Source organism: Paracoccus alcaliphilus (assembly GCF_028553725.1).
Classification (GTDB): Bacteria; Pseudomonadota; Alphaproteobacteria; order Rhodobacterales; family Rhodobacteraceae; genus Paracoccus; species Paracoccus alcaliphilus.
Window position 1 is genome coordinate 3,374,776 of the sequence record NZ_CP067124.1, and the last position, 26,279, is coordinate 3,401,054.

Consider the following 26,279-nt stretch of genomic DNA (forward strand, 5'->3'; position numbering starts at 1 on the left):
CGGGCCGAGGGGGCAAAGCCCCCTTCCCCGTTCCCACCCGACACATCAGATGTGAAAATCATCCTCATAACGCACCGGCCCGATGGCCAGCCACTCGGCACGGACCCTGGCGACGCGGGTATCGTCCCAGGTGCGAAAGACGATCTCGAACCCCTCTTCGGTGATACGGTCGGCGCTGATATCGCCGCGCTGGTTATGCCCGCCCGCCATATCCCACATGCCGACGCTGACATGCACGACCGGCGGTTCCATGAACCGCTCGTCAAAGTGGACCCTGACACGCTCGACCCGCGGCCCGGTGCCCGTCCACATCGGCCCGCCATCCTCGAAGGCGGAAAACAGCATCACCGCGCCGCGCGTCACGCCCACCATCGACTGACTGAAACGCTTCATGACTCCTCCATATCGTCCTCAGGATAATCCAGGAGTTATGCGAAGGCAGCCTCAAAGCCGACCCCTTCGGGACAAAAAAGGCGCGGCATCGCTGCCGCGCCCATTATGGGATCGTGTTTGCGCCGGATCAGTCCGGGAAGGACGCCTGATTGGGGTCCAGCCCGATATGGGTGCCAAGGGCCTCCATATCGGCAAGAAGCTTGACCGCGGCGGTCACGACATCCTCGCCCACCTGCGCGCGACGCTCTTCCAGCGACCGCTTGCGGCGATGGGCGTCGGTCAGCATCTCGTTGAAGACCTCCTGCGTCACCTCTTCGCGCGGATGACCACGTTCGGCCAGCAGCGTGACGGATTCCGCGTTGATCTCGACGAAGCCGCCGGTGACGGCGAATTCGCTTTCGCTGCCATCGGCGGCCACCAGCGTGACCATGCCGGGGCGCAGCGTCACGATCGCGGGCGCATGGCCGGGCATGGCGGTCAGATCGCCCTCGCTGCCCGGCAGGCGCACCTCGCGCACGGAAACAGAGACGAGGCTCCGTTCCGGCGACACGAGGTCGAACTGCATGGTATCAGCCATCTCGCCCCCTTATGCGGCTTCAGCCGCAAGACGCTCGGCCTTGGCCTTCACATCCTCGATATCGCCAACCATATAGAAGGCACCTTCCGGCAGGTGGTCATATTCACCGGCAACCACAGCCTTGAACGAGGCGATGGTTTTTTCCAGCGGCACCTGAACGCCGTCCGAACCGGTAAAGACCTTTGCCACGTCGAAGGGCTGCGACAGGAAGCGCTGGATCTTCCGGGCGCGGGCCACGGTCAGCTTGTCCTCTTCGCTCAGTTCGTCCATGCCCAGAATGGCGATGATGTCCTGCAGCGATTTGTATTTCTGCAGGATCCCCTGAACGTCGCGGGCCACCTGATAATGCTCTTCGCCGACAACCGCCGGGTCGAGGATCCGCGAGTTCGAGTCCAGCGGGTCCACGGCCGGATAGATGCCCAGTTCCGAGATCGCCCGCGACAGAACCGTCGTGGCGTCAAGGTGGGCAAAGGTCGTGGCGGGCGCCGGGTCGGTCAGGTCGTCGGCCGGAACGTAAACGGCCTGGATCGACGTGATCGAGCCGTTCTTGGTCGAGGTGATGCGTTCCTGCATCGCGCCCATGTCGGTGGCCAGCGTCGGCTGATAGCCCACGGCCGAAGGAATACGACCCAGCAGCGCCGACACCTCGGACCCTGCCTGCGTAAAGCGGAAAATGTTGTCCACGAAGAACAGAACGTCGGTGCCCGAGGCATCGCGGAACTGTTCGGCCAGCGTCAGACCGGTCAGGGCAACGCGCATCCGGGCTCCCGGGGGCTCGTTCATCTGACCATAGACAAGGGCCACTTTGCTTTCGACAAGGTTGTCAGGAACGATAACGCCCGATTCCACCATCTCGTGATAAAGGTCGTTGCCCTCGCGGGTCCGTTCGCCAACGCCCGCGAACACCGAGTAACCCGAGTGCACCTTGGCGATGTTGTTGATCAGTTCCATGATCAGAACGGTCTTGCCCACGCCGGCGCCGCCGAACAGCCCGATCTTGCCGCCCTTGGAATAGGGCGCCAGCAGGTCGATGACCTTGATGCCGGTGACAAGGATTTCCGAGCTGGTCGCCTGCGCCGCGAAATCCGGGGCCGGCTGGTGGATGGCGCGGGTCTCGGTCGCCTCGATCGCGGCGCCCTCATCGACCGGCTCACCCACGACGTTCAGGATGCGGCCAAGCGTGACATCACCCACCGGAACCGAGATCGGCCCGCCCAGATCGCGAACGGGTTCGCCGCGAACCAGACCCTCGGTCGAGTCCATGGCGATGGTGCGGACGGTGTTTTCGCCCAGATGCTGAGCGACTTCCAGCACCAGCCGCTTGCCGTTGTTTTCCGTCTCCAGCGCGTTCAGAATCGCCGGCAGGTTGTCTTCGAACTGCACGTCAACGACGGCGCCGATCACCTGCGTGATTTTGCCCCTTGATTCTGCCATGTCATCAACTCCTTGGCTTTTATTTGCGGTCAGACCGGACGGCAAACCGATCTCGCGTTCATTTGCTGACGTTCCGGACAGTATCCGAAGCGTATACATTCCTCTTGAGATAGTCCCAGCGGCTTTGCGGGGTCTCGTTCCACCCCTCGCGCAGCCCGAACAAACCAAACCTGAACTCGGTCACGGTCGCCTGCAGATTCCGGCCGATGAAATAGCGGCGATATTTGCGGGCAAACCGCTCGCGACAGGGCAAAAAGCTTTCATCGATCTTGCCGCCGCTGTGATGCCGTAACAGGAACGGGATGACATAGGCGCGACCGCCCATGATCTCGGAAATCCTGCACAGGTCACTGGCATAAAGATGAAACCCTCTGAGGTCATACGAATTCAGCACCGGGCGATCACGGCGGATGATGAAGAAATTTTCATCCAGCGTTTCAACCAGAACCGGCGCCTCAACGCGCATTCCCAGCTGATGAGGATCGTCGATATGCTGCGTAAGGTAATTTTTGCCGCGCCTGTAGCGGATGCCGCCTGAATTACCCGCAATCGTCCAGTCCGGATCCAGCGCGCTCAGTTCCCCCAACCGCGCTTCCAGCTCTGCCGCACCGTCCCGATGAAACTCCACATCGTCATGGGTAAAGACGATATAGCGCCCCTTCGCCTCGACGACAGTCCGGCGCATCGCATCGTAACCATCGAACTGATTGCCGTTGCGGTTGTCCAGCGCCAGAAACTCCGAATTATCTGGGTTGAAACCCCTGCCCTCGGCCGATTCAAGAAACCGATCGTAACTGTCCTGGTTGGCGACAAGTGTCACGAAGGAAAACAGGATGTCGTGATCGACGGGTTCCGTCAGATAACGGACCCCAAGCCGACCTGCGACATCCTGATTTCCCCCATTCACTATCATGTCAAAGAGCCTCGGCCCCCGCGATGATCTCGACCAGTTCGGTCGTGATCGCAGCCTGACGCGAACGGTTGTATTGGGTCGTCAGACGGTCGATCATGTCGCCGGCGTTGCGCGTGGCGTTGTCCATCGCGCTCATCCGTGCGCCCTGTTCCGAGGCCGCGTTTTCCAGCAGCGCCGCAAAGATCTGCGTGGCAACCGAACGCGGCAGCAGATCGGTCAGGATCCCCTCTTCACCCGGCTCGTATTCATACAGAGCCGAGGCGGCCAGCGCCTCGTCTTCGGGGGCTTCGGCAGGGATCACCTGACGCGCGGTCGGAATCTGGCTGATGACCGATTCGAACCGGTTGTAGAAGATGGTGGCGACGTCGTAATCGCCGGTCTCGAACCGGTGCAGAACCTCGTCCGCAATGCTGCGGGCGTTGTCATAGCCGATGCGCTTGACCTCGGACAGATCGACGTGATGGACGATCTTGTCGCCGTAATCCCGCCGCAGCTGTTCGCGACCCTTCTTGCCGACGGTCAGGACCGTAACGGTCTTGCCTTCCGCCGCCAGCTTTTCGGCATGCTGCCGGGCCAGCTTGACGATCGAGCTGTTGAAGGCGCCCGCCAGACCACGCTCGGCGGTCATCACGATCAGCAAATGGCGCTGATCGCTGCCGGTCCCGGCCAGAAGCGGGGGCGCGGACGAGGAACCGGCCGCATTCGCGGTCAGCCCCGCCATCACCGCCGCCATCCGGTCGGCATAGGGGCGCGCGGCCTCCGCAGCCTCTTGCGCACGGCGCAGTTTGGCTGCGGCGACCATTTGCATCGCCTTGGTGATCTTCCGCGTGTTCTTGACGCTTTCGATCCGGTTCTTGAGATCCTTGAGGCTGGGCATCTATATCCCCTCTCAGGCGCGGGTCTTGTTGTATGCGTCCAACGCCGATTTGATCGCGTCTTCCAGATCGCCCGCCACTTTGCGGTCGTTCTTGGTCATGTCGTCCAGCAGGTCGCCCTTCTGGTTGCGCAGGAACTGGATCAGCCCCTCTTCCCAGGCGACGATTTCGCGCACCGGAACGCTGTCGATATAGCCCTTGGTGCCGGCATAGATGACAATGACGATCTCGGCATTGGTCAGCGGGCGGTATTGCGGCTGCTTCATCAGCTCGGTCAGACGCGCACCACGGTTCAGCAGGCGCTGGGTCGCGGCGTCCAGATCCGAACCGAACTGCGCGAAGGCCGCCATCTCGCGATACTGCGCCAGTTCCAGCTTGACCGGACCGGCGACGGATTTCATCGCCTTGGTCTGGGCGGCCGAACCCACGCGGGACACCGACAGGCCGGTGTTCACGGCGGGGCGGATGCCCTGGAAGAACAGCTCGGTTTCCAGGAAGATCTGGCCGTCGGTGATCGAGATCACGTTGGTCGGGATATAGGCCGACACGTCGCCCGCCTGCGTCTCGATGATCGGCAGCGCGGTCAGCGAGCCGGAGCCGTTATCCTCGTTCAGCTTGGCCGAACGCTCCAGCAGGCGGCTATGCAGATAGAAAACGTCGCCCGGATAGGCTTCACGCCCGGGCGGACGGCGCAGCAGCAGCGACATCTGGCGATAGGCCACAGCCTGTTTGGACAGATCGTCATAGATGATCAGCGCGTCCATGCCGTTGTCGCGGAAATATTCGCCCATCGCGGTGCCCGAATAGGGGGCGAGGAACTGCATCGGCGCGGGGTCCGAAGCGGTCGCTGCGACAATGGTCGTATAGGCCATGGCACCGGTTTCTTCCAGCTTCTTCACCAGCTGCGCCACGGTCGAACGCTTCTGGCCGATGGCGACATAGATGCAGTGAAGCGTCTTCATGCCTTCGGCTTCGCGACCGTTATAGGCCTGCTGGTTCAGGATGGTGTCCATCGCGATGGCGGTCTTGCCAGTCTGGCGGTCACCGATGATCAGCTCGCGCTGGCCGCGGCCAACGGGGATCATCGCGTCCACCGATTTCAGGCCGGTGGCCATCGGCTCGTGCACCGATTTGCGCGGCATGATGCCCGGCGCCTTGACATCGGCGATGCGGCGCTCGGCGGCCTCGATCGGGCCCTTGCCGTCGATCGGGTTGCCAAGGCCGTCCACGACGCGGCCCAGAAGGCCCTTGCCGACCGGAACGTCCACGATCGAGCGCGTGCGCTTGACGGTGTCGCCTTCCTTGATCGAGCGGTCGTCACCGAAAATCACGACGCCGACGTTGTCGGTTTCCAGGTTCAGCACCATGCCCCGGATCCCGCCGGGGAATTCGACCATCTCGCCGGCCTGCACCTTGTCGAGGCCATAGACGCGCGCGATACCATCACCAACGGACAGCACCTGGCCCACTTCGGCCACCTCGGCCTCCTGACCGAAATTCTTGATCTGATCCTTCAGGATCGCCGAAATCTCGGCTGCCTGGATTCCCATTATCCGACCTCTTTCATGACATTCTGGAGGGAGGCGAGCTTCGAGCGGACCGAGGAATCGATCATCTTCGAGCCCAGCTTGACAATCATCCCGCCGATGAGGGCCTCATCGACGCGCGTATTCAATTTGACTTTCTTGCCTGATTTCGCGGCCAGCGTCTCGGTCAGGCGTTTTTGCTGGTCGTCGGTCAGGGCGATGGCGCTGGTCACATCGGCGGTGACTTCGCCGCGCGCCTCGGCGATCAATTCGCGCAGCCGTGCCACCAGCTGCGGCAGCACGAACAGGCGACGGTTGCGGGCCATCAGTTGCAGCGTATTGGCCAGCGTGGCGGACAGCCCCATCCTGGTGGCCAACGCGGCGATGGCGCGGCCCTGATCGTCGCGGGTATAGATGGGCGATCCGATCAGCGACCCCAGATCGGCGCTGTCGTGCAGCGCGGTTCCCAGCTCGTCGATCTGCCGGGCCAGATCATCCAGCCCCCCCTCTTCGCTGACGATGTCGAATACCGCCTGCGCATAGCGCCCGGCGATGCTGTGGGACATGGAAGCAGAGTTGGCCACGGTCATCCTTTACGATTTGCGCATACCCCGCCGGCGGGCCGGCTTACAGCGGTCAGTCGCGGGGTGCGGGTCGCGGTCGCACGGCTTTTGGAGGGCCGTCCTGATTTCTGCGGCGTCTCTAGCAGGTCGTTTTGCTTGCGGCAACCACTTAGGACACGGAAATGAGAGCCCTACGACCATCGTTTTGCGACGTTAGCGGGCAGCAACGCGGTCCGCGCGCGGATCACCGCGCAACAGCTGCGACAGCCTGTCGCAGGCTGGCCCGAAATCGCGGTTTGACCTGTCCGCCCGACCGCCTTTGCCGCTGACAACTGCGCACCGATTCTGTCCGGAATCCCCCACCTCACGACCCGGCATCAACACCCCGCCGCTTGACCGGACTGGCGGCCAGCCGACCGCCGGGTTTGGGCCGCGCCACGCCGTCCAGAATGTCCAGCGGGCTGGGTACATGGACCCGTGCGGTCGGTCCCACGGCGCCGCGCACCTGCTTGGACAGTTCGACCAGCACCACCCCGGCAATCAGCACCCGGCTGATGCGCGCGCCCGTGCGCTCCCACATCTGCGCGCTGCGCAGCCAGAAGCGCCGGTCCGAGGGCGGGATATAAACCGCCGAGCCATGCCATTCGCCGACAAACCCCGCCGCGCGGGTCTGGGCCTGGATCTGCCCGGTGGTATAGCTGCGGCCAAAGCCGAAGGGCGTCCCGTCCGAGGCCGCCCACAGGCCCGAGCGGTTCGGCACCATCACCATCATCCGCCCCCCCGGCCCCAGCGTGCGCCATGCCTCGGCCAGCAGGGCGGCGGGGTGGTCGCTGGTCTCCAGCCCATGCAGCATGACCAGCCGGTCGAGGCTGCCGGTCTCGATGGGCCATGCGGTCTCGTCGCACATGACGCTGTGATTGGGCAGACCGGCAGGCCATGCCATCACCCCCTGCGGGCCGGGCATCAGCGCCGTCACCCGCCGCGCATGACGCAGATAGGGACGCAGCATCGGCGCGGCAAAGCCATAGCCCGCCACGTTCATCCCGTGACAGCTGTCGGGTTCCCACCGCGCCATCAGCCGGTCGCGCAGAATACGCTGAACCACGCGGCCAAGCGCGCGTTGGTAATAGAATCGCCGCAGATCGTCGATGTCGTGGTGCATTGCGTCGGCCGCCCGGGTTTGTCACCCTGACCACAGCACAGGATAAGGAATTTGCCAATGCCGCTGGAACTCGTCACGTTGCGCTGCCTGCGCGACAATTACGCCTATCTGTTGCATGGCGATGCCGGAACCGTGCTGATCGACGCCCCCGAAGCGGGCCCGATCCAGACGGCATTGCGGGAACGCGGCTGGGGACTGGACGCGATCCTGCTGACCCATCACCATGCCGATCACACCGATGCGGTCGCGCCTCTGGTGCAGGCGACGGGGGCCAGGGTGATCGGCGCCGCCAGCGATGCCCATCGCCTGCCGCCCCTGGATACCCGCGTCACCCCGGGCGAGCCGGTCGAGGTTCTCGGCGAACAGGTGTCGGTGATCGACGTGTCCGGCCACACCGTCGGCCATATCGCCTTTCACTTTCCCGAAACCGCCGCGGCCTTCACCGCCGACAGCCTGATGGCACTGGGCTGCGGCCGCCTGTTCGAGGGCGACGCGGCGATGATGTGGGACAGCCTGACCCGCCTGAACGCCCTGCCCAAGGACACGCTGATCTGTTCGGGCCACGATTATTGCGCCGCCAATGGCGCCTTCGCACTGTCGGTCGATCCCGACAATCAGGCGCTGAAGGACCGTCTGGCGGGGGATCTGCCCTGCTCTCCGGTGCCGCTGACGACCGAGCGCGAGACCAATCCCTTCCTTCGCGTGGCGCAACTGCGCGACAGTCTGGGCATGGCCGGGGCCACCGACGCGCAGGTCTTTGCACGGCTGCGCCAGATGAAGGATGCGTTCTGAAGGTTGAAAAACGCCCATCCGCATATCACATCTGCATCAAACGTGGGAAAAACTGTGCATCCTTCGCATTTAGGGCTTGATGCCAGCCGCAATCCACCAAATCTTAACTGTATCATGACAGTCTGGGCAGGTGGGTGACCGAAGACGCCCATACCGCCAGCCGACTGACAGGAGACGACCGTGCCAAGTTTCTCAACCACTCTGGAACAGGCCATCCATCAGGCGCTTGCGCTGGCCAACGAACATCGCCACGAACTGGCGACACTGGAACATCTGCTGCTGGCCCTGACCGAAGAACCCGACGCGGTCCGGGTGATGCGGGCCTGCAATGTCGAGCTGGACGAATTGCGCAAGACGCTGATCGACTTCATTGATGACGACCTCTCGACCCTGATCACCGATGTCGAAGGGTCCGAGGCGGTGCCGACCGCCGCCTTCCAGCGCGTGATCCAGCGTGCCGCGATCCATGTCCAAAGCTCGGGCCGGCAAGAGGTGACGGGTGCCAATGTGCTGGTCGCGATCTTTGCCGAACGCGAATCCAACGCCGCCTTCTTTCTGCAGGAAATGGACATGACCCGTTACGACGCGGTCAATTTCATCGCCCATGGCGTCGCCAAGAACCCTTCGTTCAGCGAGGCCCGCAAGGTCGCAGGCTCGGATGAACCGGTCGAGGCCGCGCAGGCCCCGCAGGCCGAGGAAGCACGCGAGGAAACGGCGCTGTCGAAATATTGCGTCGATCTGAACGCCAAGTCGAAAAAGGGCGATGTGGACCCGCTGATCGGCCGCGAGGACGAGGTCGAACGGGCGATCCAGGTGCTGTGCCGCCGCCGCAAGAACAACCCGCTGCTGGTCGGCGATCCCGGTGTTGGCAAGACCGCCATCGCCGAGGGGCTGGCGCTGAAGATCACCCGCGGCGAGACGCCCGAGGTGCTGGCCGGTGCGACGATCTTTTCGCTGGATATGGGCGCGCTGCTGGCGGGCACCCGCTATCGCGGCGATTTCGAGGAACGGCTGAAGGCCGTGGTCAAGGAACTGGAAAACCATCCCGACGCGATCCTGTTCATCGACGAAATCCATACCGTGATCGGCGCAGGCGCGACTTCGGGCGGGGCGATGGACGCCTCGAACCTGCTGAAACCGGCGCTGGCGGGGGGCAAGCTGCGCTGCATGGGTTCCACCACCTACAAGGAATATCGTCAGCATTTCGAAAAGGACCGCGCCCTGTCGCGCCGTTTCCAGAAGATCGACGTGAACGAGCCTTCGGTGCCCGATACGGTCAAGATCCTGATGGGGCTGAAGCCGCATTTCGAAAAGCACCACGACCTGCGCTATACCAATGACGCGATCAAATCGGCGGTCGATCTGGCCAGCCGCTATATCAACGACCGCAAACTGCCCGACAGCGCCATCGACGTGATCGACGAGGCCGGGGCGGCGCAGCATCTGGTCGCCGAAAGCAAACGCCGCAAGACGATCTCGCCCAAGGAGATCGAGGCGGTGGTGGCCAAGATCGCCCGCATTCCGCCGAAAAGCGTCAGCAAGGATGACGCTCACGTCCTGCGCGATCTGGAGGTGACGCTGAAACGCGTGGTCTTTGGTCAGGACGCGGCGATCTCGGCGCTGTCCTCGGCCATCAAGCTGGCCCGCGCCGGTCTGCGCGAACCCGAAAAGCCCATCGGCAACTATCTGTTCGCCGGGCCGACGGGTGTGGGCAAGACCGAGGTGGCCAAGCAACTGGCCTCGACCCTTGGCGTAGAACTGCTGCGTTTCGACATGTCGGAATATATGGAGAAACACGCGGTCAGCCGGTTGATCGGTGCGCCTCCGGGCTATGTCGGCTTTGATCAGGGCGGACTTCTGACCGATGGCGTCGATCAGCACCCCCATTGCGTGCTGCTGCTGGACGAGATCGAGAAGGCGCATCCGGATGTCTATAACATCCTGTTGCAGGTGATGGATCACGGCAAGCTGACCGACCATAACGGCCGTCAGGTGGATTTCCGCAACGTGATCCTGATCATGACCTCGAACGCGGGCGCCTCGGATATGCAGAAGGCTGCGATCGGCTTTGGCCGCGACAAGCGCGAAGGCGAGGATACCGCCGCGATCGAGCGGACCTTCACCCCCGAATTCCGCAACCGTCTGGACGCGATCATCAGCTTTGCGCCGCTGTCGCGCGAGGTCGTCGTGCATGTGGTCGAGAAATTCGTGCTGCAGCTGGAAGCCCAGTTGATGGACCGCAACGTCCATATCGAACTGACCCCCGAAGCCGCCGACTGGCTGGCCGAAAAGGGTTACGACGACAAGATGGGCGCGCGCCCCCTTGGCCGGGTCATTCAGGAAAACATCAAGAAGCCGCTGGCCGAGGAATTGCTGTTCGGCCGCCTGACCAAAGGCGGCGTGGTCCGCGTGAAGATCGAGGACGACAAGCCTGTCTTCGACATCACCGGCCCCGACGCCCCGCGCATCGGCAAATCATCGACGCCGCTGCTGACGGCGGAATGACAGAAGACGGGGGCCGGCGGCCATGTCGCCGGTCCTTTTCCCGATCCGGCACCGATCCTCGACCTCAGGCAGGCTCGTCCAGCGGATGCAGCGGCGGACCAAAGCGGTCGATCATCCGGGTCATGATCTGATCGCGGCTCTGGCGATAGGCTGCCAGTTTGGCCTCGCGCCCCTCGGCCAGCCCGGTCGGGTCCATGATCGGCCAGTATTCCACATCCAGATGAAACACCCGCGTCAGCTCCAGCGCCAGCCTCTGGCTGGCCGGTGACAACGCCACGATCAGATCGAACCCACCCAGATCATCGCCCCAGGCCGTCATTTCCTCGAACGAGCGGGAACGGTGATTAGCGATCACCACCCCGATCTCGGCGCAGACGGCAATGGCAAAACCGTCCACCTCCATATCGTTCTTGACGCCCGCCGACTGGATATAGGCGCTGCGGCCATACAGCCGCTTCATGATGCCTTCAGCCATCGGGGAACGGATGGCATTGTGATCGCAGCAGAACAGTACCGAGGTGGGAAGGCTCTGCGTCATCGGTCAGCTTTGCGGAATCACGGCGCAGATCAGCGTGAACAGCCGCCGCGAGGTGTCGATATCCAGTTCGACCTTGCCCTCCAGCCGTTCCTGCAAGGTCCGCGCCCCTTCGTTATGGATCCCGCGCCGCGCCATGTCGATCGCCTCGATCTGGGCCGGAGGCAGCCGCTTGACCGCCTCGAAATAGCTTTGGCAGATCTGGAAGTAATCCTTGACCACCTGCCGGAACGGCCCCAATGACAGGTGGAATTCGGCCACCTTGGTCGCATCATCTGTGGTCACGTCAAAGACCAGCCGTCCCTCGCGAATGGCAAGGTCCAGCGCAAAGGGGCCTTCAGGCGCGGGCTGCCCGTCGCGACCCGGAATGACAAAGCTGTTATCCTCGATCAGATCGAAGATGGCGACCTTGCGCTCTTGCTCCATCTCGGCGGTGGTGGGGGGGATCGCGCTGTCGTCGATCTCGATCCGCGTCAGTCGGCTCATTCCCCCCTCCTGACATTCAACTGCGCCAGCCGGGCCTCGACCGAGGCGCCGTGTGCCTGCAACCCCTCGGATTGCGCCAGCCGCACCGCCGCCGGACCGATCGCGGCCAGCGCCCCCGGCGACAGCCGCGCCAGGGTCGTGCGTTTCAGGAAATCCAGAACCGACAGCCCGGACGAGAACCGCGCCGACCGCGCGGTGGGCAGAACGTGATTCGGCCCGCTGACATAATCGCCAACGGCCTCGGGCGTATGGGCGCCCATGAAGATCGCCCCGGCATGAACGCATTTCGCGGCCAAAGCCTCGGGGTCGTCCACGCACAGTTCAAGATGCTCGGGCGCGACACGGTTAGACAGGGCAGCGGCCTCATCCAGATCACGGGCGATGATGACAGTGCCGTAATCGCGCCAGCTCGCCCCGGCCACTTCCGCCCGCGCCAGTCCCGGCAGCAGTCGCTCGACAGCCGCTGCGACGGCCTCGGCCAAGGCCGGATCGGTGGTGATCAGGATGGATTGGGCATCTGCGTCATGCTCGGCCTGCGCCAGCAGGTCCAGCGCCAGCCAATCGGGGTTCTGCGCCCCTTCGGCGATGATCAGCACCTCGGACGGACCGGCGATCATGTCGATGCCCACCCGCCCGAACACCTGCCGCTTGGCCGCCGCGACATAGGCGTTGCCCGGCCCGGTGATCTTGTCCACCGGCGCGATGGTCTGCGTGCCATAGGCCAACGCGGCGATCGCCTGCGCCCCACCGATGCGATAGATTTCATCCACCCCGGCCAGCTCGGCCGCCAGCAGAACCAGCGGGTTCACCACACCATCCGGAGTGGGTACGCAGATTACCAGCCGTTCAACCCCCGCCACCCGCGCCGGGATCGCATTCATCAGCACCGATGACGGATAGGCCGCCTGCCCCCCCGGCACATACAGCCCCGCCGCCGAAACCGGCGTCCACCGCCAGCCAAGCGTGGCGCCATCGGGATCGGTCCAGCTGGCATCCTCGGGCATCTGCCGGGAATGATAGGCGCGGATGCGTTCCGCCGCCAAAGACAGCGCCGCGCGCTCGTCATCCGTCACCCGCGCGACATGCGCCGCAATCTCGTCCGGCGAAAACCGCAGCCCGTCCGGCGTCAGCTCCAGCCGGTCGAACCGCGCGGTCAGGCGGCACAGAACCTCGTCGCCCCCGGCCCGCATATCGGCGATGATCCCGGCCACGGCCTCGTTCACATCGGCGGAATCCTCGCGCTTGGCCGACAGCATCCGGACAAAGCGGCTCTCGAAATCGGCATCCTGGGTATTCAGCGTGACCGGCATGGCATCCCCCTGCAATCGCGCCTTGTTAGCGGCAAGCCGCAGCAGCCTCAAGCACCCGCATTCCCGCGCTCCTTGCAAATACCTGCGGGGTGAATTGGCCGCAGGCCAAGAGGGGGCGGCGAGCCCCCTCCCCGCCTCAGTCGGGATGGCGCGGAATCTTGCCCGACGGCGCGACATAGGGCCGGGTCACATCGCGCAGTTCCAGATTGATGCATTCGACCTCGGCCGCCAGGGTCCCGTCGCCCGCGAATTCCAGCAGCAGCCGCCCGGTGCCGTCATCGCCCGGCTGCCATGTCAGCGCCAGCAGCTCCAGCACGGTATCCTTGTCGCGGTCGATGCCGTCGCTTTGCAGGCGCAACACATCATGCACGATCAGCAACGCGCGCACCCGCTCGAACGGACGACGCTCGGCTCCGGCCTGCTCGACATCCTCCCAGCGGAACCGGTTCAACAGCAGCGCCAGACGCCGCGCCTTCGGGTCATATCCGATCTCGCTGGCGGGCAGGACCGCATCCTGCACCAGCGCCGAGATGATGCGCAGATCGGTCTCATCCTCGGCCATCAGCGTCAACGGACGCGGGTCGGCATCCGCGAAACGGGCATCTTCGGCCATGTTCATTCCTCCTTGATACGCTCGATCCTGGCTCCGACGCCGCGCAGCTTGCGCACGACATGCTCGTATCCGCGATCGAGGTGATAGACGCGGCTGACGGTGGTCTGTCCCTCGGCGGCCAGCCCGGCCAGAATCAAGCTGACCGAGGCGCGCAGATCAGTCGCCATGACCGGCGCGCCGCGCAGCTTTTCGACCCCGGTGACGGTGGCGTGGCCGCCATGAACCTCGATCCGCGCGCCCATGCGGGTCAGTTCCGGGGCGTGCATGAAGCGGTTCTCGAAGATCGTCTCTTCCAGCACGCTGGTGCCTTCGGCCACGCACATCAGCGCCATGAACTGCGCCTGAAGATCGGTCGGAAAACCGGGGAAAGGCTCGGTCGTGACATTGACGGCCCGGACGCGGCCATTCTTGCGGCTGACCTTCAGCCCGCGCGGGGTTTCCTCGACGCTGATCCCGGCCTCGTCCAGTTTCTCGCAAAAGGCCGACAGCAGATCGATCCGGCCGCCCAGACATTCGACCTCGCCCCCGCAGATCGCCGGCGCCAGCATATAGGTCCCCAACTCGATCCGGTCGGTGACCACCGGATGGGTCGCGCCGTTCAGCGTATCCACGCCCTGAATGGTAATGGTGCCGGTGCCCTCGCCTTCGATCTGCGCGCCCATGCGGCGCAGGCATTGCGCCAGATCGACGATCTCGGGCTCTCGCGCGGCATTCTTCAGCACCGTGGTCCCCTTGGCCAAGGTTGCCGCCAGCAGCGCATTCTCGGTGGCCCCGACCGAGACGATGGGAAAATCAACCACTGCCCCGCGCAACCTGCCCGATGGGGCGCGGGCAAAGACATAGCCGTCGCGCAGATCCAGTTCTGCCCCCATCGCCTCCAGCGCCTTCAGATGCAGATCGACCGGACGCGCGCCGATGGCACAACCACCGGGCAGCGACACCTCGGCCCGGCCATCCCGCGCCAGCATCGGCCCCAGCACCAGAATCGAGGCCCGCATCTTGCGCACGATGTCATAATCCGCGCGATGGCTGGTCAGCGCATGGCTGGACAGCGCCAGCACCTGCCCGTCCTGCAACGGCGCGACCTCGGCCCCCAGACTTTGCAGCAAGGCCGTCATGGTGCGGATATCCGACAGCCGCGGCGCATTGGTCAGGGTCAGCGGCTGATCGGTCAGCAGCGTCGCCGGCATCAGCGTCAGACAGGCATTCTTGGCCCCCGCAATCGGTATCTCACCCTGCAGAGGGCCATTACCCTGAACAATGATCTGGTCCATCCTAGCTGTCGTCTCCGCCTGTATCGTCTTTGTTGTCGTTATTGCCGATCGTCTTTTCCGCCCGGGCCCTTGCCTGCTGCTTGCGCCGCTGCAGATTTGCCCGCAAGGCGGCTCGCAGCCGCTCTTCGCGCCCCGCCGCGCCCTTGCCGGACGCGCCTTTGCCATCTTTCGAACGATCAGTCATCCGATCCTGTTAGCCTCCGCATGGCGGACAGTCCAGCAAAGCCCGGGCACTCCCCCCCGTTTTACCCGACGCGGCACCAGAATTTACACGATCACCTGCGATCCCCGAACGAGTGTGATGGTGCCCTATGTCGGAAGTACCATTTCCATTGATCGATGCCGATGCCTGACATGGCTTTATATTCCAGTTAGCGGCGGTGTCTAATCGACGGGTGGGTCGGCCATGGCGTGGTTTTTGAGGACCGCGTTCGCGATCGTGCCCAGGCTGCGCGCGACTGCAGCGATGATGAGCTTGTGCGGCTTACCGCGCCCTTTGAGGCGTTTTGTCAGCGGCTTCAGCACCGGTTGTGACATGCGGCGGCGGGTGCTGCCTGCAACAGAACGTGCCGCAGATCTCACCGTCCTCCGGCGATCACGCGCTTGTCGCGCATTGTGCCGATGTTTCATGGAAATATCCCCTGTTCGTGGAAGACGGTGCCCAAGCTGGGTGGGCGACCCCGCCAGAAAGGGTGTTTCAGCGCTTCAATGGGCGAAGCGATGGCAGCCTCCGACAGCTTCCGCCGCTGGCCTTGGCGACGGACGAAGTCTACAGGTTCCGCGAAGCTGGGATTGCGCATCATCAGAGGCAGGCAGCGACTGAGCAGCGCTCCTGGATCCGCTCGATTGCCATAGCGCGAAGTGCGTCGGGCGATGTGCGGCGCCCGTTGGGCATGGTCCCCCTGCGCCGCGCCTGATTCGAGTCCCCCAAGAAGGTATTTGGCAGGAGTGCGAGGGAGGCGCGACCTCCTGTATCCTCGCACTCCTTGAAAATACCTTGGGGGAGTCGCGCAGCGACGGGGGCAAAGCCCCCTTCTGCCAACTCCGATAAGATCACGCTTGTCTTTGTTGCGCCTGTTCAACGTAACGGCCCGATTGTTCTTGCAGTTACCCATATGTCTCGGATGATGGTGTTTCGGCGATGCGAGCGCCTTCGACAAGATCGGCGAGGCGGGAGAGGCCGCGCCATATGACGGTGGTTCCTGGTGGCGCATCGGAGGTCCGATCGAGATAGCCGCCGAGCCGCGCGACGAGTCTGACATAGAAATCGAGGTCACGCGGAAGCTTTTGCTTGCTCTCGGGCGCTGTGCGCTCGAGCAGTTGGCGTTCGGCGTCGGTGAAGACGGCAGCAGGCGATGCTTTCGGCACCTCTCGGCCGAGCATCGTCATCCATGACACGCGCCAGGACACGACGCAGCACAACGCGATACAGTTTGCCAGTCGATCAGCCGTGGCCAGGCGCAGCTCTTCGATCCGGCACCCGGTCTTCAGGGTCCGGAAGAATGTCTCGATCTTCCAGCGCAGCGCATACCATTGGAGCTTGTGGATTGCGTCCGCGTGGGTCGCCACCGGCAAGTTCGTGATCAGCTTCCAGAAGACGGGCACCCGGCCTTCCGGCGGGTCAAGCTCCTCGGCATGGATGATCTGAAGATTCTGATGCCGGTATTTCCGCTGCTTTCCGATCGGCGGGCGGACCGTCATTGTAGCGTGCCGGACCGAGAGCACGGCGCAATGATCCTTGCCCTGCGCATCGCGGAACCGGACCTCGTGGGTGCCGCTGGACTGCACCTCTGCCATCACCTTGGCAATGGTCGTGCCGCCATCCTCCGCCAGACGGTCGACGCAGCTGCGGACGAGGAACCCGGTCCCGAGTTCTTCGGACAGGCAGTAGAGTTCGTATATGTCGCTTTCCCGATCACCGATATGCACGCAGCGCTCTGGCACCCCTGTCAGTTCGGTGGACAGGCGCAGATTGTCGAGCCAGCGCATGCTTTCCTTCTGTTCGATCGGCACCCGGGTCGGATTGATCTTCCGTTTAAGAGCGGCGGTTCCCTTGAACTTGCTGCGCGACCAGAACTTGGCCGCCGTCAGGCCGAGCGGCAGCCCATCCGGCGTGATGGCCATGCTGGCATGCATCAAAAGCCCGCAGACCGCATGTTTCTGATAGCGACCTTCCTTCAGTTTGCGTCCAGTCGACACCGTCGTGAACCCCACCTTCTCCGGAGCCGAACGCTTGAAGGAGAATTCCGTGGTGTCCTGCAGGATCAGGATGGGACCATCGGTTGCCCGGATGCGCAGGGCAGAGGCAGCGAAATGGCCCTCGAGGATCTTGTCCTCGCTGACATTGCCGTTAGCAAAGAAGCGGTAGGCGGCCTTGGTATTCGACCAGTCCTGGAATGCCGTCGGCAGCGATTTTCCCGGCCGTTCCCCGAGGGCCTCGAGCATTGCCTCAAGCCGCCTGTTCAGCCTGACATCTCCCAGATCGCATCCGGCCGTTTCCGTTTCCACCCAACTCTGTCCCATGTCTGCACCTCAATTATTCGGTGCCACATGACGAATCATGATCGCTTGTGCTCAGGCAAGGCCAAGTCTGGTGGGTGAATCAATTCGCCGCACCACTTGTGGGTAACTGCAAGCCGGTTGCCACCGCCTTTTGATCTGGGTCTCGGACCTTAAGCTACGTCGTTATTGACGTCCTTACCGACGTCGTATCGGGGAGCTGAGATCTGTGGGTCATGTTGGGGTTCTGGGACGGGAGCGTCGCCGTAGATGGTCGGATGCCGAGAAGATTTCGGTCCTGGAGCGCGTGGGTGTCAACGGCAGGACGGTGACGGATGTCGCGCGCGAGGCCGACCTGACGCGGCAACACATCTATCAGTGGCGCCAGGAGATGCGGCGCAAGGGGCTTTGGCCTGTCTCGGGTTCGGCGCTGTTTGTGGCGGTTGACGAAGATGCCGCTGGCCGCAGCCAGCCCCTGGCACCCGGGTCGGTGCCGATGATCGAGATATTGCTGCGCAACGGTCGGCATGTTCGTTGCGCCGAGACGATCGATGACCGATCTCTTGCGCGGCTGATCCGTGTGCTGGAGGCCGTATGATCGGACCAGTTGATCCAGGCCCTGCGGTTACGCATCGCCAGGCTGAAGAAGCAGGTGTTCGGCCGGTCCTCGGAAAAGATCGAGCGCGAGATCGAGCAGCTTGAGCTGGCGCTGGAGGATCTGCTGATCGCGACGGCCGAAAGCGAGACTTCGGTCCCGGCTGACGGTCAGGGCGATGATACGCTGGAAACGTCAGCGACCGATGGCGTCTCTGACCGCCCCTCCCGCCGCCGCCCTCGGGTCTCGGACAGCACGCCGCGCGAGCGGCAGGAACTGGACCCCGGCAGGTGCTGCCCCGATTGCGGTGGCGATCTGCGTCTGGTGGGCGAGGATGTCAGCGAGATGCTGGATCTGATCGCGGCACAGTTGAAGGTCGTGCAGATCGCCCGGCTCAAGAAATCCTGCCGCCGCTGCGAACGCATGGTGCAAGTTCCGGCCCCCAGCCGCCCGATCCCCGGCAGCGTGGCAGGCGCGGGCCTGCTGGCGCATATCCTCGTCTCCAAGTTCGACGACCATCTTCCCTTGTATCGCCAGCACGAGATCTTCGCCCGGATGGGAGCGGATATCCCCGACAGCACACTGGTCGACTGGTGCGGTCGCGCCATGAAGGTGCTGGCCCCGTTGATCGAACGGATCGAGGCGGACGTGATGACCAGCGACCTGCTGCATGCCGACGATACACCGATCCGGGTGCTGGATCGTGTGGGCCGGGACAAGGGGCTGGGCAAGGGCGTGAAGAAGGGCCGGATCTGGGCCTATATCCGTGACCAGCGGCCTTGGTCGGGTGCCTCGCCCCCCGGTGCTGTCTATGCGTTTGCGCCGGATTGGAAGGAAGAACACGTCCATCGCCATCTGGCCAACACCCGCGGCATCCTGCAGGCCGATGGCTACAAGGGATATGCAAAGCTCTATGCTCCACAGCCGGATGGGGCGCACCGCCTGCAAGAGGCAGCGTGTTGGGCCCACCTGCGGCGCGACTTCCATGACGAATGGGACAAGACCAGATCCGCGATCGCCCGCGAAGCGCTCGACCGTATCGGCGCGCTCTACGACATCGAGCGGGAGATCACCGGTCATCCCGCCGCGATCCGTCTTGCCGCGCGCCAGAAGCACAGCGCCCCGAAGGTCGAGGCCTTCTTCGCCTGGTCAGAGAGCCAACTCTCGCGGATCCCCGGCAAGGGGGATCTGGCCAAAGCCTTCCGTTATGGGCTGAGCCGTCAGGACGCCTTCAGCCTGTTCTTGTCCGATGGGCGCGTGGGCATCGATAACAATCCGGCCGAGCGCGCCCTGCGCCCGATCGGCGTTGGCCGCCGTAACTGGCTCTTCGCGGGGGCCGATACCGGAGCCGAAACGTTGGCCCGGGCCATGACCATCGTTGAGACCGCCAAAATGAATGGCCTGGACCCGCAGGCCTATCTGGCCGACATTCTGGCCCGTATCCATGATCACAAGATCAACCGGCTCGACGATCTGCTGCCCTGGAACTGGTCGCCGCTGCCCTCCGCCCAGCACGAGGCCGCCTGATGGCAACCGTCACCCACGTCTGCACCCTCGACTACGTCGCAAAGATGCTGGGCGAGGACCCCGAGCTTCTCGAAGCCATCGTCTACAACGATGACAACCTGACCTACGGCGCGATCATCAGCGTCTATACCGGCCCCGATGACACCGTCACCGCCCTGACCGATGACGGTATCGACGAACTGAAAGACATGCTCAGGGACGCGCGCATCACCACCGAAACCTGGCACGCGTTCCTCGACGACCTTGTCGATGACACAGAACTCGTCGCCCGCATCAAAGCCCAATCGCTGCGGTAACAATCGGCTTGCAGTTACCCACAAGTGGTGCGGCGAATTGATTCACCCACCAGACTTGGCCTTGCCTGAGCACAAGCGATCATGATTCGTCATGTGGCACCGAATAATTGAGGTGCAGACATGGGACAGAGTTGGGTGGAAACGGAAACGGCCGGATGCGATCTGGGAGATGTCAGGCTGAACAGGCGGCTTGAGGCAATGCTCGAGGCCCTCGGGGAACGGCCGGGAAAATCGCTGCCGACGGCATTCCAGGACTGGTCGAATACCAAGGCCGCCTACCGCTTCTTTGCTAACGGCAATGTCAGCGAGGACAAGATCCTCGAGGGCCATTTCGCTGCCTCTGCCCTGCGCATCCGGGCAACCGATGGTCCCATCCTGATCCTGCAGGACACCACGGAATTCTCCTTCAAGCGTTCGGCTCCGGAGAAGGTGGGGTTCACGACGGTGTCGACTGGACGCAAACTGAAGGAAGGTCGCTATCAGAAACATGCGGTCTGCGGGCTTTTGATGCATGCCAGCATGGCCATCACGCCGGATGGGCTGCCGCTCGGCCTGACGGCGGCCAAGTTCTGGTCGCGCAGCAAGTTCAAGGGAACCGCCGCTCTTAAACGGAAGATCAATCCGACCCGGGTGCCGATCGAACAGAAGGAAAGCATGCGCTGGCTCGACAATCTGCGCCTGTCCACCGAACTGACAGGGGTGCCAGAGCGCTGCGTGCATATCGGTGATCGGGAAAGCGACATATACGAACTCTACTGCCTGTCCGAAGAACTCGGGACCGGGTTCCTCGTCCGCAGCTGCGTCGACCGTCTGGCGGAGGATGGCGGCACGACCATTGCCAAGGTGATGGCAGAGGTGCAGTCCAGCGGCACCCACGAGGTCCGGTTCCGCGATGCGCAGGGCAAGGATCATTGCGCCGTGCTCTCGGTCCGGCACGCTACAATGACGGTCCGCCCGCCGATCGGAAAGCAGCGGAAATACCGGCATCAGAATCTTCAGATCATCCATGCCGAGGAGCTTGACCCGCCGGAAGGCCGGGTGCCCGTCTTCTGGAAGCTGATCACGAACTTGCCGGTGGCGACCCACGCGGACGCAATCCACAAGCTCCAATGGTATGCGCTGCGCTGGAAGATCGAGACATTCTTCCGGACCCTGAAGACCGGGTGCCGGATCGAAGAGCTGCGCCTGGCCACGGCTGATCGACTGGCAAACTGTATCGCGTTGTGCTGCGTCGTGTCCTGGCGCGTGTCATGGATGACGATGCTCGGCCGAGAGGTGCCGAAAGCATCGCCTGCTGCCGTCTTCACCGACGCCGAACGCCAACTGCTCGAGCGCACAGCGCCCGAGAGCAAGCAAAAGCTTCCGCGTGACCTCGATTTCTATGTCAGACTCGTCGCGCGGCTCGGCGGCTATCTCGATCGGACCTCCGATGCGCCACCAGGAACCACCGTCATATGGCGCGGCCTCTCCCGCCTCGCCGATCTTGTCGAAGGCGCTCGCATCGCCGAAACACCATCATCCGAGACATATGGGTAACTGCAAGAACAATCGGTCGGTTACGATTTATGAAAACATGAGGTCTTTGCACCGTTTACCTTGAACCGGGTGATCTGATGCGACAACTCCGCGGCAAAGCCCATGATCTTGCCGACGGTCTCATCCTCAAGCAGGTTCTACGGCCTGATCATCACGATCCCGTCAGGGATCGTATGCGGGGTGAGCTCAGTATAGGGCACTGGAGATCTCCTGATTGCCGAGGACATTCAAAGCGTTTGCGATTGCGGTCTGGACCTCCTGTACTGGCAGGTCGTTTGCCCCATTTCGCCACCCTTATCGGGTTGGTGCCCAGCTCCCGGTATCGCGATCGAAGCTTCCGATCGCTGTATTGTTGCTCGGATGGCGTGCGTGGTCTTGGCGCTCCAGGGACGAACCTGGTCCATACTGCTTCCTCCCATTCCCGAGAAAGGATCGCGCCAGCAAATCGGAGCATCAGGCAACTACGTTGGAACAACGAAACAATGGTGTGACATGTCAGACTGAAGCCTGAGGCTGACATGGCCTCAGCTTCCGGCGATGTCCTGGATCGGGACAACCCGCATCGGTGTGATTTGCACCGCAGCCGTGGGTGTTTGCCTATCGTCGGGACAGTCGCGCTGCTTTGGCAAATCGGGAGTGCGAAGATAGACCCATATCGCACAGCCCAACAGCGTCACCGAACCCGCCCCCATATAGATCAGCGGAATCGCCCACCACGGGACACCCAGTAACAGTGCCCCAACAGAGCATATGATCGCAGCGACAACTCCCATGATCGCCAAAGCCATAATGATGCCTTCCTGTAAGGGCGGGCCGGGGTCGGTATATTCATCCCATATAGTGTAATACATGGAAACCGCTTGATGCAATCACTGGGAGAACCAAGTTAATGACATTCTTCTGCAATTTGCGCCGGACAGATAGCCTGAAGAAAGCAGCCCGGCGATGACATGGCGAACGCCGGCAAGGCTGCGTTAAGCCCATTCATATCAAATGGCGGGTGGTCAGTACGACCGTGCCGGCAGGCCAATGGCGTCAACCACGAGGTAGAGCCTGATCGGACAGCTCAAGCCACAATGTCGAGAAGCCGGGCATCACCACGGCCTGAATCTGACGGCTGGATCCTCCCCCGCCATTGGCGATTTGCGACAAGGGCGGTGCGGTCGGTTGGAATGCCGCTCTGCCCCCATTGAACGCGCCGCGTGGCGCGGATAGCCTGCCCGCAACCCTGTCCATGGAGGCAAGCCGATGACCAAACCGCAAAGCTGGGAAGCCCGCGCCGACGAATATTCGCTGTATGGCTTTACCGATCTGCCAAGCGTGCATCAGCGCGGCGCGGTGGTGGTGACGCATGGCGAGGGGCCCTATGTCGTCGATGTGAACGGCAAGCGTTATCTGGACGCGAATTCCGGCCTGTGGAACATGGTCGCAGGCTTCGACCACAAGGGTCTGGCCGAGGCCGCCAAGGCGCAATACGACCGCTTTCCCGGCTATCACGCCTTTTTCGGGCGCATGTCCGACCAGACCGTGATGCTGTCGGAAAAGCTGGTCGAGGTGTCCCCGTTCGAGCGCGGCAAGGTTTTCTATACCAATTCCGGCTCCGAGGCGAATGACACCATGGTCAAGATGCTGTGGTTCCTTCACGCCAGCGAGGGCAATCCGCAGCGCCGCAAGATCCTGACCCGCTGGAATGCCTATCACGGCGTCACCGCCGTTTCCGCCAGCATGACCGGCAAGCCCTATAACGAGGTGTTCGGCCTGCCCCTGCCCGGCTTCATCCACCTGACCTGCCCGCATTACTGGCGCTTTGGCCATGAGGGCGAGACCGAACAGCAGTTCACCGCCCGGCTGGCGCAGGAGCTGGAGGACACCATCCAGCGCGAGGGGGCCGACACCATTGCGGGTTTCTTTGCCGAACCCGTGATGGGCGCGGGGGGGGTGATCCCGCCCTCGGCGGGTTATTTCCAGGCGGTGCTGCCGGTTTTGCGCAAATACGGCATTCCGGTGATCTCGGACGAGGTGATCTGCGGCTTCGGGCGGACCGGCAATACATGGGGCTGCCAGACCTATGATTTCATGCCGGATGCGATCATCTCCTCGAAGAACCTGACCGCCGGACTGTTCCCGATGGGCGCGGTGATCCTTGGGCCGGAACTGGCCGACAGGTTGCAGGCGGCGGTCGAGAAGATCGAGGAATTCCCGCATGGTTTCACCGCCTCGGGCCATCCGGTCGGCTGCGCCGTCGCGCTGAAGGCCATCGACGTGGTGATGAACGAGGGGCTGGCCGAAAACGTCCGCCGCCTTGCCCCGCGGCTGGAGGCCGGGCTGCGCGCCATCATGGAGCGCAGCGACCATATCGGCGAATTGCGCGGCGTGGGCTTCATGTGGGCGCTGGAGGCAGTCAGGGACAAGCCCACGAAAACCCCTTTCGACGCCCATCTGTCGGTCAGCGAGCGTATCGCCAATACCTGCACCGATCTGGGCCTGATCTGCCGCCCACTGGGGCAGTCCATCGTGCTGTGTCCGCCCTTCGTCCTGACCGAAGAACAGATGGACGAGATGTTCGACAAGCTGGAACAGGCGCTGAAGAAGGTCTTTGCCGAACTGGCATGATGGATATGGGCGGGCTTCAACGGGCATGACGCCCGCCCCACGGCACCCGCCCCAGATGGTCGCGGGTCGAGGTGATCCGCAGCCCGCCATCCGCCGGATCGACGGCCAGCGCGCCCGTGTCGCGCAAGGCCCAGGGGTCAATCAGCCCGCAGGCCGCCATGCCGTCGCGCCGCGCGTTCGGGACGGGTTCTGACGCAATCACGATCCGGCCGGGCTGACAGGCCTGCAAGGCCCGATCCGCCGACCCCTTGCCGGTGAAATGCCAGACGCTCAGCCCGGCCTCGGGCCAGTCGATCCAGCGGTCGCGCCGGTCGCCCTGCCAGCCCGCCCGTGCCGCCGCCTGTTCCTGCGTGGCGATATCGCCATCCTCCAGCAGCCATGTCGAGACGACGAAACTGCCCCCCGCCGGTTTCGACAGGGCGCGTCCCGCGGGCGTCATCAGCCCCACCGCCTCGGCCTCGGGCGCGATCAGCAGCGCCGGGCGAGAGGTTCCCAGCCACAGCCCGCCCGCCCCCAGCAGCATCAGCCAGCCGGCCACAAAGCCCGCGAAGGGCGGTGTCACCCGCCGCCAGCCCTGCCCGGGCCGCCAGCACAGGATGGTCAGCATCGCGCCGAAACACATCAGCGGCAGCACCTGCCACGGCGGCAGCGGAATCGCGGTGACGGCACCACCCAGCCCGGCGACGCGATCCGCCACGATCAGCATCCATTTCGTTCCGATCCCCATCACCCACAGCGCCGGTGCGGCCAGACCCAGCGGCCCCAGAATTGCCGCGATCACGCCGGCGGGCATGACCAGCGCACCCATCACCGGCACCACCAGCAGATTGGCGATCAACCCGTATTGCGCCATCCGGCTGAAATGCGCCGCCGCGATGGGCGAGGTCGCCATTCCCGCCACGAATGACGAAATCACCAGCATGCACACGGGCCGCAGCCACCAGGGCACGCGCCGCGCCACTTTCATCCACGGCCCATAGCTGAGGATCAGCGCGACCGTGGCGGCAAAGCTCATCTGAAAACCGGGCGAGGTCACCGCGTCGGGGCTGTAGATCAGGATCAGCACCGCCGCCAGCGCCACGGTTCGCAGCGAGATCGCCCGCCGGTCCACCAGAATCGCGCCCAGCATGACGGCAACCATGATGAAGGACCGCTCGGTCGCGACCCCGCCGCCCGACAGCCACAGATAGATCGCGGCAGCCATCATCGCCGCCGCCGCCGCCAGCTTGTGCGTCGGCCCCGGCAGCAGCACCCCCAGACCGCCCGCCAGCACCAGCGCCAGCCGCAGCGCGTTATAGACGAAACCCGCCAGCATCCCCATATGCAGCCCGGAAATCGAGATGATGTGGTAAAGGTTCGAGGCCCGCATGATCTCGTTCGTGGCCTCGCTGATACCGGACCGGTCGCCGGTCATCAGGGCCGAGGCCACCGCCCCCTCCTGCCCGCCGATATGGTCCTGAATGGCACGGCTGATCGACATCCGCGCCCGGTGCATCCCCCACATGCCGCCCTCGGGCGGGGCGACGCTCATCACCGGATTGCGGGCGTAACCGACCGCGCCCAGCCCGCTGAACCACGCGAATTGCCGAAAATCGAAACTGCCGGGAGAGGCCGGACCGGGCGGCGGTCCCAGATGGCCGGTCAGCATGATCCGCTGACCCAGCGCGGGCATGTCACCCGTCGCCGCCGCGCCCATCAGCGACAGGCGGACACGGCGCGGCACCCGCTCGGGCGCGGTATTCTTCAGCACCACCTGATCCAGCGTCAGCCGGATGCGGTCACGCGAAGAGCGGTCGATCACGACCAGCCGCCCCTCGACCGGGCCGTAATAGCGCCACTCCATCACCGGGGCCGCGACCAGCGCCGAACGGGTGGCCGTCAGCCCGACCCCCGCCACCGTCAGTGCCACGGCGGCCGCGATCATCCGCAGCATATCCGCCGCCTGCCAGCCCAACCTGCCCCGCAGCGCCAGACCCGGCGCCAGCGTCAGAACCATCAGCGCGGCCAGACCCGTCAGCCCGGTCAGCGCCAGCATCTGCACCGACCAGAAGCCCGGCGCGGCGAACCACGCCGCGATTCCCGCCGACATCCAGACCGGCACCCACAGGAACAATCCCGCCCGGTTGGTGGCCGCAGGCCGGGGCCGGCGCGGAACCGCCGCCGCCAACGCCTTTGGACGTGCGGACGGGATCGCAGGCTGGATCGCTGGTGGGGCCATGCCTGACGTGGCAGACATTCTTGTTCTTTCCGGACCG

The 26,279-nt window shown here is 63.8% G+C and carries 24 protein-coding genes and 1 pseudogene; 7 read left to right on the forward strand and 18 right to left on the reverse strand.

Going from position 1 to position 26,279, the window contains the following annotated elements; genetic code table 11:
• Window positions 1-45 precede the first annotated feature (45 nt).
• The 8 genes from JHW40_RS17480 to JHW40_RS17515 all read right to left on the reverse strand — a co-directional run bounded on the left by JHW40_RS17480 (window position 46) and on the right by JHW40_RS17515 (window position 7,443).
• Window positions 46-393, reverse strand: coding sequence for an H-type lectin domain-containing protein (locus JHW40_RS17480; RefSeq protein WP_090617272.1), 348 nt, complete (start codon window positions 391-393; stop codon window positions 46-48).
• A 127-nt stretch (window positions 394-520) separates the two neighbouring features.
• Window positions 521-970, reverse strand: a complete 450-nt coding sequence (locus JHW40_RS17485) for a F0F1 ATP synthase subunit epsilon (protein WP_090617269.1) — start codon at window positions 968-970, stop codon at window positions 521-523.
• Between the two features lie 9 nt (window positions 971-979).
• The gene (gene atpD, locus JHW40_RS17490) at window positions 980-2,404 is read right to left on the reverse strand and encodes a F0F1 ATP synthase subunit beta (protein WP_090617267.1); all 1,425 of its coding nucleotides are present in this window, start codon (window positions 2,402-2,404) and stop codon (window positions 980-982) included.
• Between the two features lie 58 nt (window positions 2,405-2,462).
• Window positions 2,463-3,317, reverse strand: a complete 855-nt coding sequence (locus tag JHW40_RS17495; RefSeq protein WP_139208269.1) for a hypothetical protein — start codon at window positions 3,315-3,317, stop codon at window positions 2,463-2,465.
• A 1-nt stretch (window position 3,318) separates the two neighbouring features.
• Window positions 3,319-4,194, reverse strand: a complete 876-nt coding sequence (locus JHW40_RS17500) for a F0F1 ATP synthase subunit gamma (RefSeq protein WP_090617262.1) — start codon at window positions 4,192-4,194, stop codon at window positions 3,319-3,321.
• Between the two features lie 12 nt (window positions 4,195-4,206).
• Window positions 4,207-5,742 carry a F0F1 ATP synthase subunit alpha gene (gene atpA / locus JHW40_RS17505; protein WP_090617257.1) on the reverse strand — a complete coding sequence of 512 codons (1,536 nt, stop codon included), beginning with the start codon at window positions 5,740-5,742 and terminating at the stop codon, window positions 4,207-4,209.
• Entirely contained in the window at window positions 5,742-6,302 is a 561-nt protein-coding gene (locus JHW40_RS17510) for a F0F1 ATP synthase subunit delta (protein WP_170851959.1), read from the reverse strand. Before JHW40_RS17510 ends, atpA begins: the two co-directional genes overlap by 1 nt.
• Window positions 6,303-6,645: 343 nt before the next feature.
• Entirely contained in the window at window positions 6,646-7,443 is a 798-nt protein-coding gene (locus JHW40_RS17515) for a class I SAM-dependent methyltransferase (protein ID WP_090617253.1), read from the reverse strand.
• Between the two features lie 57 nt (window positions 7,444-7,500).
• On the opposite strand from JHW40_RS17515, the gene gloB reads away from it, so the two are divergent.
• The gene (gloB, locus tag JHW40_RS17520; protein WP_090617251.1) at window positions 7,501-8,235 is read left to right on the forward strand and encodes a hydroxyacylglutathione hydrolase; all 735 of its coding nucleotides are present in this window, start codon (window positions 7,501-7,503) and stop codon (window positions 8,233-8,235) included.
• Window positions 8,236-8,415: 180 nt separating this feature from the next.
• Window positions 8,416-10,740 (forward strand): ATP-dependent Clp protease ATP-binding subunit ClpA, encoded by a 2,325-nt coding sequence (gene clpA, locus JHW40_RS17525; RefSeq protein ID WP_090617249.1) that lies wholly within the window; start codon window positions 8,416-8,418, stop codon window positions 10,738-10,740.
• A 64-nt stretch (window positions 10,741-10,804) separates the two neighbouring features.
• Here the strand turns inward: clpA and JHW40_RS17530 are convergent, their stop codons facing one another.
• From JHW40_RS17530 to JHW40_RS17565, 8 genes are all read right to left on the reverse strand, one after another.
• Window positions 10,805-11,278 (reverse strand): arsenate-mycothiol transferase ArsC, encoded by a 474-nt coding sequence (locus tag JHW40_RS17530; RefSeq protein ID WP_090617248.1) that lies wholly within the window; start codon window positions 11,276-11,278, stop codon window positions 10,805-10,807.
• 3 nt (window positions 11,279-11,281) lie between these two features.
• Window positions 11,282-11,761, reverse strand: coding sequence for a UPF0262 family protein (locus JHW40_RS17535; RefSeq protein WP_090617247.1), 480 nt, complete (start codon window positions 11,759-11,761; stop codon window positions 11,282-11,284).
• Complete coding sequence (gene hisD, locus JHW40_RS17540; protein WP_090617246.1) at window positions 11,758-13,071, reverse strand: histidinol dehydrogenase; 1,314 nt, start codon at window positions 13,069-13,071, stop codon at window positions 11,758-11,760. The genes JHW40_RS17535 and hisD overlap by 4 nt, the downstream gene beginning before the upstream one ends.
• 136 nt (window positions 13,072-13,207) lie before the next feature.
• Complete coding sequence (locus JHW40_RS17545) at window positions 13,208-13,684, reverse strand: DUF2948 family protein (RefSeq protein WP_090617245.1); 477 nt, start codon at window positions 13,682-13,684, stop codon at window positions 13,208-13,210.
• A 2-nt stretch (window positions 13,685-13,686) separates the two neighbouring features.
• On the reverse strand, window positions 13,687-14,958 hold the full coding sequence (gene murA, locus JHW40_RS17550) for a UDP-N-acetylglucosamine 1-carboxyvinyltransferase (RefSeq protein WP_090617243.1): 1,272 nt from the start codon (window positions 14,956-14,958) through the stop codon (window positions 13,687-13,689).
• Between the two features lies 1 nt (window position 14,959).
• Window positions 14,960-15,142, reverse strand: coding sequence for a hypothetical protein (locus JHW40_RS17555; RefSeq protein ID WP_090617241.1), 183 nt, complete (start codon window positions 15,140-15,142; stop codon window positions 14,960-14,962).
• A 200-nt stretch (window positions 15,143-15,342) separates the two neighbouring features.
• The gene (locus tag JHW40_RS17560) at window positions 15,343-15,588 is read right to left on the reverse strand and encodes a hypothetical protein (protein ID WP_211657433.1); all 246 of its coding nucleotides are present in this window, start codon (window positions 15,586-15,588) and stop codon (window positions 15,343-15,345) included.
• A 477-nt stretch (window positions 15,589-16,065) separates the two neighbouring features.
• A complete protein-coding gene (locus JHW40_RS17565) occupies window positions 16,066-17,481 on the reverse strand; it encodes an IS4 family transposase (protein WP_272848964.1) in 1,416 nt (471 codons plus the stop codon).
• Window positions 17,482-17,764: 283 nt separating this feature from the next.
• Between JHW40_RS17565 and JHW40_RS24255 the strand changes: the two genes are divergently transcribed.
• The 4 genes and pseudogenes from JHW40_RS24255 to JHW40_RS17585 all read left to right on the forward strand — a co-directional run bounded on the left by JHW40_RS24255 (window position 17,765) and on the right by JHW40_RS17585 (window position 21,411).
• Entirely contained in the window at window positions 17,765-18,055 is a 291-nt protein-coding gene (locus JHW40_RS24255; protein ID WP_419182453.1) for a transposase, read from the forward strand.
• 3 nt (window positions 18,056-18,058) lie between these two features.
• Window positions 18,059-19,579 (forward strand): annotated as a pseudogene (gene tnpC / locus JHW40_RS17575) (IS66 family transposase); the annotation flags it as partial.
• Window positions 19,579-19,875 carry a hypothetical protein gene (locus JHW40_RS17580; RefSeq protein ID WP_090616778.1) on the forward strand — a complete coding sequence of 99 codons (297 nt, stop codon included), beginning with the start codon at window positions 19,579-19,581 and terminating at the stop codon, window positions 19,873-19,875. The pseudogene tnpC and the gene JHW40_RS17580, both read left to right, overlap by 1 nt.
• A gap of 120 nt (window positions 19,876-19,995) precedes the next feature.
• Window positions 19,996-21,411 (forward strand): IS4 family transposase, encoded by a 1,416-nt coding sequence (locus tag JHW40_RS17585; RefSeq protein ID WP_272848964.1) that lies wholly within the window; start codon window positions 19,996-19,998, stop codon window positions 21,409-21,411.
• Window positions 21,412-21,935: 524 nt separating this feature from the next.
• Here JHW40_RS17585 and JHW40_RS17590 read toward each other — a convergent pair.
• Window positions 21,936-22,262, reverse strand: a complete 327-nt coding sequence (locus JHW40_RS17590) for a hypothetical protein (RefSeq protein ID WP_090614768.1) — start codon at window positions 22,260-22,262, stop codon at window positions 21,936-21,938.
• A 397-nt stretch (window positions 22,263-22,659) separates the two neighbouring features.
• Between JHW40_RS17590 and JHW40_RS17595 the strand changes: the two genes are divergently transcribed.
• The gene (locus JHW40_RS17595; protein WP_090614765.1) at window positions 22,660-24,024 is read left to right on the forward strand and encodes an aminotransferase; all 1,365 of its coding nucleotides are present in this window, start codon (window positions 22,660-22,662) and stop codon (window positions 24,022-24,024) included.
• Between the two features lie 16 nt (window positions 24,025-24,040).
• Here the strand turns inward: JHW40_RS17595 and JHW40_RS17600 are convergent, their stop codons facing one another.
• Window positions 24,041-26,260: a ComEC/Rec2 family competence protein gene (locus JHW40_RS17600; protein WP_090614762.1), complete on the reverse strand. Its 2,220-nt coding sequence runs from the start codon at window positions 26,258-26,260 to the stop codon at window positions 24,041-24,043.
• Between the last annotated feature and the right edge of the window lie 19 nt (window positions 26,261-26,279).